Raw genomic sequence first — 10903 nt, 5'->3', positions numbered from 1 at the left:
ATCGACGACCTCGGCAAAGCAGGCGATAAAATTTTCCATCGGGCACCTCAGAGATGAATCCCATCCTTGGAATCCATCATCACGTCCGCCGCAACCTCACCTGCTCAATCCACCGAAATCCAAATGCGAATCCCCTGGTCATCGTGGGTATGTTCCTTGATTCGTGAAATGTCTGGGTCCTAGTAAGAAAAGGCTTCCCAGTAGGCGATAGTGTCGCACAGCGTCATTCGGATATCGACGACGGGTTTCCATCCGAGATTTCTTAATCTGGACGAACTCATGGTCATATTCGGAATGTCGAAGCTTCTTCGCCGTCCCCCGTTTGACCACGATCTCGACGTCGACACCGGTAATTTCTGACATCATCCTGATGATGTCAGAAAGGCTGATCGTAGATGCCGAAGATACATTGAAGGTTTCGCCGACGAAGCTCCTGAATGCATCAATGGCCAAAAGATACACTGAACACACGTCCTGGACGCCGAGAAAATCCCGACGGACATCAATATTCCCTACGTGGAGGATGGGTGACTTCGCACCGGATTTCATCTTCTCGAACTGCTGCGCGAAATTCGATACGACAAAACCACCGGCTTGGCCGGGGCCAATGTGGGTGAGGGGTCGGAAAATCTCCAGATCAAGGCCCGACGATTTCATCCCGTTTAGGGCCATCTCCGAAGCGGCCTTCGAAGCTGCGTAGGCCCCTATCGGTTTCAGCGCGTCGTCTTCTGTCGCGTACCCATCACGAAGGAATCGTTCTCCGTAGACTTCTCCCGAAAAGACTTGGATCAGCCCGGTCTGCGGAGCCGTCTCCAAAATTTCGGAGCCGACGATCCTGGCGCCTTCACAATTAACTAGCCACGCGCGTTCGGGATCTCTGGATGCCGCAGATACAGACGATACCCCGGCCAGATTAAGAACGATGTCAGGTTTTTCTCGCTTCAGAGTCTCTTTCGGGCGCGATCGATCTGTGATGTCGGCTTGGGCGCCGACCGTTCCGATATCATGGCGGTCTTTCGAAATTCTTTCGATCATTCGGCGCGCGACGAATCCGCGTTCCCCGAAAACAAACAATTTCTTCATTAAAACTTTTTTCGCACAAAGCGCGACGATACAGAAATGTCCTGCACCGCTCTTTATCACAGGACGTTCGCAAGATGTATTGGTAAAATAAGACCTTTTTGTTAGGTCGTTTGGACGAAATCCATCCATGCGTAAGTAGCCCATTCCCCAATCTGGTTTTGTTCGGATCACTGCATAACCGGTATCAGAGAGCCGGACGTGCTGGTGGGAATGACGGAGCGCAATTGGTCGGTCGTGTTGAAAGTGTTCGACGTAGCGCAATCGAGCAATAGAGAAGCAGGACATGAGGACCGTAAATTTTCCACCCTGTGTTGCATATCGGAACCAGTGAGCGGTCAGTTCAGAGCGTTGAATCGTGCCTATCGGCTTAACGCCCATGACCAGTAACACGTAGTTTGCGCTCCCAAGTATGCGGCACAAGCCGAGTCATCAGAAAATAGCTTTTGGAACTCAGATAGGGAGCCAGAGAACGGGAAATTGTCGCGGTCGAACAACGGCCACCCTTTTAGCAATAATACAACTAGTGGTCTAGAATGTCACGCTGATAGGCGCGCGTTGAACGAAACTAGCCGTTAAACCGCTTGCCTAAGGATGTCATCCTATTCTATAACTCAACGCAAGGTAGTTTTTATTTCCTGGAGCGTTGAAGTGATCTGATGGTTCAATTTATTGGATTTTATAAGCTTTTTTCTTCTTTTTCGAAGAAAACAAGGTCGCAGAGCTAAAATTAAAGTGGGATTAAAACTTTTGCTCGCAGCAAATGAAGCTAACTGCCTTTCGAACTTCCCGGAGATCGAAGCCCGTAACGGCGACCCCCAACGCCCATGGGGAAACTATCGCGTCCTTTCAGAATCCAAACGCTACAAGGTCAAGGAGATCACCGTCCTTCCCGACAAGAAATTGTCGCTCCAGAAACACTATCACCGGTCGGAGCACTGGGTCGTTGTTTCCGGTACGGCGATCGTGACAAGAGACGGCGAGTCGATCATCGCCCACGAGAACGAATCCGTATTCCTTCCGCTGGGATGCGTCCATCGCCTTGAGAATCCGGGCAAGATCGACCTCGTTCTGATCGAAGTGCAGACGGGTTCCTACCTCGGCGAGGACGATATCATCCGTCTCGAAGACGAATACGGTAGAGCGTGATGGATTCCAATATGCCGGAACCGGTTTCCGTGAATGCCGCATCCGGGACGCGTCCGAAGATCGCCATCGTCAGCACGTTCAACGAGCTGTGTGGAATTGCGGGGTACACGAAGGCGGTCAGGCGCCAATTGTCGAGCGTTGCCGATGTCACCGTGTTCGATCTCGACCAGTATTTGCTGCGGAACACGCGCCGTCCGGTGATCAAATTGGCGGAAAAGCATATCAACGAGATCGCGGCGAAGCTGCCGGAATTCGACGCCGTCAACATCCAGCTGGAACACGGCACGTTCGGCAAGACGCCGGATCGCATTCTTTCGCGGTTGTCGAAGATCGTCAAAGCCTCGCCACGTATGTGCATCACATTCCATACGATCCTCGACAGCGACAACTCCGCTTTGAGCGATGCGTGGCATCAAGCCTTGAAGGGAAGAATTGATCGCGCCTTAGCTTTGGTAGGTATGAATCTGCGAGGACGCGTTTTGAGCTTCGGCGTGTATCGGATGCTGCGAAAGACGCAGAAAAAAAAGGACGTCGCGATCATCGTCCACAACAAGCGCGACATGCGTCTGCTGCGCGACGTATACGGTCTGAAAGGGGTTGAGCACCATCCGCTTGCATATATGGACGAATTGGAAGTCGATCGCGTCAAGGCTACGGTTTCGAGGACGATGTTCCCCACTCTGGCGCATCTTCCGGAAGGTACGAAATTTGTCGGAACGTTCGGCTTCCTGTCTCGCTACAAGGGGTTTGAGACCGCGATCAGGGCAATGTACGGACTACCGGACAATTATCACCTCCTGATCTTCGGTGGCGTCCATCCGCAAGGAATCCGGAAGGAGGAGCCGATCGACAAATACGTGGACTCGTTGATCAAGGCCGCCCGGATTGACGTCACCGTCGCCAGGTCGCTGAAGGACACCTTCGGTCAGGTCAACTCTTCAGGCGATCCGGCCTCCCTGATCATGAATCATCCCCAGAACCTGAACGGACGAATCCACTTCATGGGCGCGCTGTCAGACGACGATTTCGCCGCCGCGATGGCCTATTGCGACAGCGTCGTCTTGCCGTACCTCGAAGTGGGTCAGTCTTCTTCGGGTCCGGTGGCGATTGCTCTTGAAATGAAAGCAAGGGTGATCGCAAGTCGGACGCTCGCCTTCATGCAGTACGAAATGTACCACAAAGGTCAGATCGAATTCTTCGACATCGGCAATTTTGTTCATCTGGCGCAGCTGATCGGCAGCGACCCGGCCATCGATCCGGATGGACGACACCTCGAATACAATGTTGACACGAACAGAAAGGTGTATCTGAAAGCCTTAGGTTTCGAGCCACAAGCGCATCTTCGAACCGCATAAAAAGCCTGAATTTCATGAACAGCCGCATTCTCCTTCTTCTCGGCGTCGCGCCTCTTTTCCTGTCAGGTTGCGCCGATTTGCCGAGATCGGGGCCGACCACGAGCGCTATCGTGCATGCGGGAAATATGAAGGCACCCGATTATGCGCTGATCGATCTGACGACCGGAACCGCAGTTGCCGCTAATCTTGCCTTCAAATCGGATTACGTCAGGACAGCCGAAATCAGGCTTGAGGCCTTGCCGCGCCCGGCGCCTATCGATGTCGTCGCGCGTGGTGACGTCCTGACGATCACGATGTGGGAGCCGAATCCGTCCGGAACCACCCTGCTCGGCCAGGGAGGTCTGAGCGTCAAGTCGGATGTCGATGATTCGGGCAACATCGTCGTTCCCTACGTGGGAACCATCAGGGCGATCGGAATGTCGCCGAACCGTCTTTCCGAAATCATTCAGGGCAGGCTGTCCGCGGAAGGCCACGACATCCAGGTCTCCGTCTTCGACGATACCGATCTGGGATCCGGCGTGATCGTTCAGGGCAGCGTCGCCCGTCCCGGACGTGTGAAGCTGTCGCCGGAATCGAGGACAGTGCTCGACGTCATTTCGCTCGCGGGCGGTGTGAGCATTCCGGAGTACGCTGGGGAGGTCAGGATTACGCGTCGAGGCATCCCGGTGGCGGTTTCCCTGAGCAGTCTCGTCAATGACGGTGCCCTCGACGTACGCGTATCTCCCGGCGATCAGATCATGGTGATGCCACAGAATCGCTACTACTACGCCCTCGGTGCGGTGAACGCGCCGGGAGAGCGTCCGTACGACGCCGGATCGATCTCGCTGACGCGGGCACTGGCAACGATCGGAGGACTGAACGACAATCTTGCGGCACCGCGTGGCGTCTTTGTCTTCCGCCGGGAACCGGCCTACATCACGCGTCGTATCGACCCAGGCGTCACCGGATCTACAACCGGTCAGGTCGTATTCCGGCTGAACATGGCGACACCTGATGCCCTGTTCGCCGCCGATCTGTTCCGGGTTCGTCCGGACGACGTCATCTATGTCAGCGATGCGCCTGTCGCCGATCTGACGAAGGTGCTCCAGACAATTTCAGGCGTGAGCAATATCGGCGCTATTCCGCGCAACTTCGGGGCGGGATACTGACGGGATGACGGACCGCAGCGAAGATGCCGCCTCTTCGGCGATGCGGGATACGAATAATGTCGCTGCTTTGATTGAAGAGGGCGAACTGGCGATGAATCGCGGCGATGTCGATGCTGCCGTCTCGATCGCCAGAACGGCGTGCGATATCGCACCGCAGAATGCCAGGGCGGCTCGTGCACTGAGCGGATTTCTAGTCGTGTCCGGCGATCGGGATGGTGCCATAGATCAAGGCGAACGTAGCGTTTCCCTTGATCCATCGAACTTGGAAGCCTTCATCCACCTCGGCGGGCTCCTCGCATCGGTCGGACGATATCGCGAGGCTGCAGACTATCTGTCGCGCTGGTCCGAACTCGACGGATCGGGTGCAATCGGGCATCGCATCCTATCGACGGCCTACACCTGTCTCGGTCGGACCGCCGAGGCCGTGACCGCCGCGCGACACGCCGTGCAGAGGGATCCGGAGAATGCAGAATATCGGATCAATCTGGCCTCCAACCTGGTGGCCCGCGGACGGCACGGCGACGCGATCGCCGTCCTGAACGAAGCCGAAGCGAAGTTTCCCGGTGACGCCCGCATCCATCGTGCCGCATCCGGAATCTACGATTTCCTCGGCGGCGACAAGCTCCACGTCGCCCTGATCGAAGCCGAACGGGCCGTCGCGCTCGATCCGAACGACGAAGAGGCCGTCAGGCATCTCGATAACGTCCGCAAGAGACTCGGCATCGTGACCTCGTTCGGATCGATCGGCACTCACCTCTCAAGAACGGCTCGAACGGAACGGATCAGGCATCCGAGCACGTTGTTTGGTAAGATCGGCAAGCGGCTCTCGGTGATCGACGCATTGCTGCGCCGTGACATGCAGACGAAGTTTGTCAAATCGAAACTCGGCTATTTCTGGGCCGTCTTCGAGCCGATTTCCCATTTGATGACCCTCGGGGTCCTGTTCGCTTTCTTCAACGAATCCCCCCCGCCTGTCGGCGATTCCCTGTTTCTGTTCTACTGCACCGGGCTGATGCCGTATCTGATGTTCTCCCATCTTTCGATGGAGGCGATGAACACGCGGGCTGGTGCCGGGTCCCTTCTCATGCTGCCCGGCATCCGCCAAACCGATATCGTCGCGGCGAAAGCCGTACTGAACATCGTGACCGAAACCGCGGTCGCCATCATCGTTTTCGCTGCCTTCGGTGCAGTCGGATTCGATTCGTGGCCCCACCACATCCTCGTCATCGCCGGCGCGATCGGTCTTCTGTGGCTGTTCGCCATCGGCCTGGGTCTGATCAATTTCGTCCTGCGGGAATTCATGCATTCGTGGGAGACATGGTACGGCGCCCTCGTCCGGCTCCTCTATTTCGCATCCGGCATCTACTATTCGCCCATCTCGATGCCCGAAGAGGCGCACCGCATCCTGATATGGAATCCGGTCCTCCAGGCGGTCGAACTCTTCAGGTCGGGTTTCTACCGGGACTACCATCCGACGTGGATACATCCCGCCTACCTCACCATCGTCATGCTGGTGACCTTGGCCGCGGGCCTGTCGCTAGAACAGATCAGCCGTCGTCGCATCGAGCGGCACAGATGATCGATCTCCGGAACGTGTCGAAATCCTACCGGACCGACGATGGCGGTCACAGGGTCATCCTGCGGAACGTCGATACGATTTTCCCGACCGGACGGAATGTGGGCATCCTCGGTGTGAACGGTAGCGGGAAATCGACGCTGGTCAGGATGCTCTCCGGTGTCGAGATGCCGGACGGCGGCAGGATCGTCAGAGCTGGCGATGTCAGCTTTCCGCTCGGATTCGGCGGCACGTTCCATCCGAATCTTTCCGGCGTCGAGAATGTGAAGTTCCTGGCGCGGGTCTATGGCGCCGACCCCAAGGAAGCCGTCGAATACGTCGAGGGGTTCGCGGAACTCGGCAGCTACTTCAGGATGCCGGTCTCGACCTATTCGAGCGGAATGACCGCAAGACTTGCATTCGGTGCCTGCCTCGCAATTGAGTTCGACACCTATCTGATCGACGAGGTCACGGCGGTCGGCGATGCGGCGTTCCGAGAGAAATGCCTGCACGCGTTCGAAGACAGGATGTCGAACTCGAATGTCGTAATCGTGTCCCACGACGAGACGACCATCCGGCGATGGTGCGACATGGGGGCGGTTCTGGCGGATGGCGAGATAATCATGTTCGACGCCATCGAGGACGCGCTCGAAACGCACCGGAACAGAATGCAGCATATGATCGAGAGGGCGTCATGAGCGACATCGTCGAAAGATCACGCGAATCCGAGATCGCGGACGATCGGTCAGGTTCGGCACGGAAGCCCGAATTGCGTCCGCCACCTTCGCGCGAAACAGCGGCGGCCAGGAAAACGAGGCGTCTGCGGATTCGCCTGGCCATCATGGCGGCGTCGACCTTCGCGCCGATGATGGTCGCCGGACTCTACGCCGGATTCGTCGCTACACCCCAGTATCGAAGCGAATTCTCCTTCGTGGTGCGCCAGCAGAGTCCGACCGGTGGCGCCCAGTCGTCGCTTGCCTCGATGATGGGCGGCGGCAACCCGATGCTCGGCATAATCGAGGACAGCCAAGCCGTCGTCAAGTACATCAGGAGCTATCAGATCCTGACGGACATCGATGCCGCCAAGCTGCTGCCGCCGATCTATTCCGGACCGAAGATCGACTGGCTCGCCCGTCTTCCGGGCCGCGCATCCAGCGAGATGGATCGACGTTACTGGCGCCGGGTCGTGTCGCCGTCTTTCGACATGACCTCCGGCATCATCACGGTCGATGTACGCTCGTTCTCGCCGACCGACGCGAGAAGCGTCGCGGAGAAGGTGCTCGGCGCCTCCGAAGCCCTGGTCAACCGCATGTCCGATCAGGCAAGGAAGAATGCGCTGGCCTACGCTGAAAAGAGTGCCGAAGAGCGGAAGAAAAAGCTGCTGGCCTCGGAAATGCAGCTGGCAGCGTACCGGAACGCCCATGCGATCGTCTTCCCGCAGTTGACGGCGGGCGCGAATACATCGGTGACCAGTAGGCTGGCCAGCGAACTGGCCCAGGATCGGGCGACCGTCCAAGCGCTGGAAACTCAAGGACAAACACCGTCGTCACCCCAGATCAGAACGCTTAACGCGAGGATTGGCGCCATTCATGCTGAGATCGGACACCTCGGCTCCAACATGACCTCGGCTACGGACGGGGAAAACTCGAAGACGCTTGCCTCTGTGCTAACAGGATACGACGACCTGAAGATCAAGGAGGGTCTCGATCTGAAGCTCTACACCTCCGACATGGAGGCGCTTCAGTCCGCGACGGATCGCGCGAACCAGAAGCAGGTCTATCTCGAATCGATTGTCGATCCGAACCTACCGCAGGAATCGACCTATCCGATCGCGTGGATCTGGGCCTGCGAAGCCGGCGTCATCGGGTTCATGCTCTGGCTGATCCTGTCCGTGCTCTCTTCGACCGTGACGGATCACTTCGAATAACCGGAATAGTTAGATGCAGAATGCCAAGCCGGAAGTCTGGTTCGATGTTTCGAGGATGCTGTGGCGCGTCTTCCGCGGGACGATGACGGGGATCGATCGGGTCGACATAGCCTACGCCGAACATTTCCTGGAAGCGATTCCGGATCGGATCAGATTCGTGGCGATCGACTACTGGACCGGCAGCTTCAGAATGCTGCCCGACTATCAGATACGACGGATGATCATCATGGTCTCGAAATGCTGGCATGACGGAACCCTCGAAACGCTGCGGATCAGCAGCGGACTTCTCCTCGTTCGCAGCGTTCTGACCGCTCCGCTCGTACCGAAGCGGAGAAGAGATTCCAACCGTCGTACGATCTACGTGAACACGTCGATGCATCCGACACAGTGGCCCCTCGTAATCGGGCGCATGCTGAAGCGAGCCGGCGCCGTGTTCGTGCCGATGATCCACGATCTGATTCCGCTCGAACATCCGGAATACGTGCCACCCGCATGGACCAATCATCACCGTGCCCGTCTCGAAACCGCCATCAGGTATGCAGGTGGGATCATCGCAAATTCCGAAACCACGGGAGTCGCCATCGAAAAATGGACGAATGGGGGAATTCCTATCATGTCGAGCCGGATCGGCGTAACCATCCACGACATTCGACGAACCCCCTACAAACAAGTCGATGACAGACCGTATTTCGTTTGTCTTGGAACACTGGAGCCGCGCAAGAACCACATGGTTCTCCTACATGTTTGGCGCCGCATGGTCGAAAGATACGGCGAGGAGAACACGCCGAGGCTCCTGATCATCGGACGCCGCGGTTGGGAAAACGAACATGTTCTCGACATGCTCGAACGATGCGATGCGATCCGAAACGTCGTGACCGAAATGGGGATTCTGTCCGACGAGGAAGTCGGCAGCATCCTGCTCGGCAGTCGCGCCCTTCTGATGCCCTCGTTCATCGAGGGCTATGGCCTGCCGGTCGCCGAGGCGATGGGACTTGGGGTTCCGGTGATATGCAGCGACATCTCTGCTCATCGCGAAATCGGCGGCGATATTCCGGTTTTTCTCGATCCGCTCGACGGACCCGGTTGGGAGAAAGCCGTCATGTCCTACAGTGCGGATCGATCTTCTTGCCGAACCGAGCAGACAAGGAAGCTGGCCCAATGGAATCCGCCAAAATGGTCGGATCACATGAAAGACGTTGTGGAATTCATCGAATCGATAGCAGCATTCGAGGTCGAGAGAAGCCACACGGTCGCAGGGCACGAGAGAATCGTCATGACGTCATCCAAGGACAACTTCGCTCTGACGAGATAGAATCAACTGGAAAAAAGGGCTCTGCGTCAAAGTTGGTGCAGGTCTACTTTGGGGCACACATCGCCCGTGCCCATATCTCTGGGATGACAAAAGACTTCATACCTCTTTCCAAAGACGGTCTGCGAATATGCGGTACTGCATGGGCCCAAGACCATTGGCTGATCGACGCCGAGACCGAATCAGAACCCGCTTGCCCCAATTGCCAGACCGTGTCGACTTCGCGGCACAGCCGCTATACCCGGGTCCTTCGCGACTTGCCGGTCCAAGGCATTCCTGTACGGGTACGCGTGGCCACCAGTCGATGGCGGTGCCGCAACCCGCAATGCGAGCGGCGGATATTCACCACAAGGCTGCAAAATGTTGCCATCCCGCATGCCCGCTGGACAAACAGGCTTGCGGAAATTCTTCGCGTGTTCGGTCACGGCACCGGCGGCCGGCCCGCCGAACGGTTGCTCGGCCGTTTGGGCATGGCCGCCAGCGACAACACCATCTTGCGCCATCTCAAGGGAGGCCGATCAGAACCGGCAGCGTTGCGATGGCCGCGCGTGCTTGGCATTGACGACTGGGCTTGGACCAAGGGCCAGAACTACGGGACCATTATGGTCGATCTCGAGACCAGAACCGTCGTGGATGTGCTCGCCGATCGATCATCCGCCAGCGTTGCCCGATGGCTGGATTGTCGTCCGGGCATCGAGATCATCTGCCGTGACCGGCACGGCCTCTACGCCGAAGGCGGTCGGCTGGGTGCACCCAAAGCGCGGCAAGTGGCTGATCGTTTCCATCTGATTGATAACCTTCGAGGCCGGCTAGAGCAGCAGATGAGCCGCTAGCACAATCCAATCCGTCGGTTTAAGGACCAGTTGCTCGGTGAGGCCGCAACGAAACCCACTGAGGCGGCGTCCAAGCCAGATCCCCGCCCCACCCTGCAGACACAGTTCACCCAAGTTCGCACTCTCTACGGCATCGGCCGCACCGTGGCGGATATCGTTCAGGTGACCGGTCTCAGCCGCAAGCGTGTCGACAAATGGGTGCGCCTTGAGAGATTGCCGGAGCGCAACCGGGCGGCATTGAAGCCGACCCACCCGGCGCACTATCACGCCTTTCTGGCGCAGCGCTGGGCGGAGGGTATAACTAAAATTGACCTGCTTCACGATGAGATCAGAAACCTTGGCTACACTGGTTGCCGTTCGCGCCTCGCCGAATATCTTTCGCCGTGGCGGCGCGGAGACGGATTTGGCGATCTAGTGCATTGACGCTTTCATAAGATTCACATTTTTAGCAGGACATGCGAATCGTGTGGCATGGCCCAAACTGTCAATGTCATCGTCCCTGTGGGAGATCGCGAGCGACTGCTCGCCATTATCGGCGACCGCAATC

Annotated in this window: 9 protein-coding genes and 1 pseudogene; 9 read left to right on the top strand and 1 reads right to left on the bottom strand. The window is 57.3% G+C overall.

Annotation, left to right across the window (positions count from 1 at the left end):
* Window positions 1-138 precede the first annotated feature (138 nt).
* Window positions 139-1473 (bottom strand): NAD(P)-dependent oxidoreductase, encoded by a 1335-nt coding sequence (locus AruPA_RS20545; RefSeq protein ID WP_265638610.1) that lies wholly within the window; start codon window positions 1471-1473, stop codon window positions 139-141.
* 396 nt (window positions 1474-1869) lie between these two features.
* Between AruPA_RS20545 and AruPA_RS20540 the strand changes: the two are divergent.
* From AruPA_RS20540 to AruPA_RS20500, 9 genes and pseudogenes are all read left to right on the top strand, one after another.
* Window positions 1870-2229: pseudogene (locus tag AruPA_RS20540) on the top strand (cupin domain-containing protein); the annotation flags it as partial.
* Complete coding sequence (locus AruPA_RS20535) at window positions 2229-3584, top strand: hypothetical protein (protein ID WP_265638609.1); 1356 nt, start codon at window positions 2229-2231, stop codon at window positions 3582-3584. The pseudogene AruPA_RS20540 and the gene AruPA_RS20535, both read left to right, overlap by 1 nt.
* 14 nt (window positions 3585-3598) lie before the next feature.
* The gene (locus AruPA_RS20530; RefSeq protein ID WP_265638608.1) at window positions 3599-4732 is read left to right on the top strand and encodes a polysaccharide biosynthesis/export family protein; all 1134 of its coding nucleotides are present in this window, start codon (window positions 3599-3601) and stop codon (window positions 4730-4732) included.
* A 4-nt stretch (window positions 4733-4736) separates the two neighbouring features.
* Window positions 4737-6311 carry a tetratricopeptide repeat protein gene (locus tag AruPA_RS20525; protein ID WP_265638607.1) on the top strand — a complete coding sequence of 525 codons (1575 nt, stop codon included), beginning with the start codon at window positions 4737-4739 and terminating at the stop codon, window positions 6309-6311.
* Window positions 6308-6985 carry an ABC transporter ATP-binding protein gene (locus tag AruPA_RS20520; protein ID WP_265638606.1) on the top strand — a complete coding sequence of 226 codons (678 nt, stop codon included), beginning with the start codon at window positions 6308-6310 and terminating at the stop codon, window positions 6983-6985. Before AruPA_RS20525 ends, AruPA_RS20520 begins: the two co-directional genes overlap by 4 nt.
* The gene (locus AruPA_RS20515) at window positions 6982-8214 is read left to right on the top strand and encodes a hypothetical protein (RefSeq protein ID WP_265638605.1); all 1233 of its coding nucleotides are present in this window, start codon (window positions 6982-6984) and stop codon (window positions 8212-8214) included. The genes AruPA_RS20520 and AruPA_RS20515 overlap by 4 nt, the downstream gene beginning before the upstream one ends.
* A gap of 13 nt (window positions 8215-8227) precedes the next feature.
* Entirely contained in the window at window positions 8228-9526 is a 1299-nt protein-coding gene (locus tag AruPA_RS20510; RefSeq protein WP_265638604.1) for a glycosyltransferase family 1 protein, read from the top strand.
* 83 nt (window positions 9527-9609) lie between these two features.
* Entirely contained in the window at window positions 9610-10356 is a 747-nt protein-coding gene (locus AruPA_RS20505) for an ISL3 family transposase (RefSeq protein ID WP_265638603.1), read from the top strand.
* A 30-nt stretch (window positions 10357-10386) separates the two neighbouring features.
* Window positions 10387-10779 carry a hypothetical protein gene (locus AruPA_RS20500; RefSeq protein ID WP_265638602.1) on the top strand — a complete coding sequence of 131 codons (393 nt, stop codon included), beginning with the start codon at window positions 10387-10389 and terminating at the stop codon, window positions 10777-10779.
* The last annotated feature ends 124 nt before the right edge of the window (window positions 10780-10903 follow it).

The sequence above is a fragment of the Acidiphilium sp. PA genome, from assembly GCF_026191915.1.
Lineage (GTDB): Bacteria > Pseudomonadota > Alphaproteobacteria > Acetobacterales > Acetobacteraceae > Acidiphilium.
Note: the sequence above shows the minus strand (reverse complement) of the source record. Positions and strands in the feature narration are given on the sequence as shown.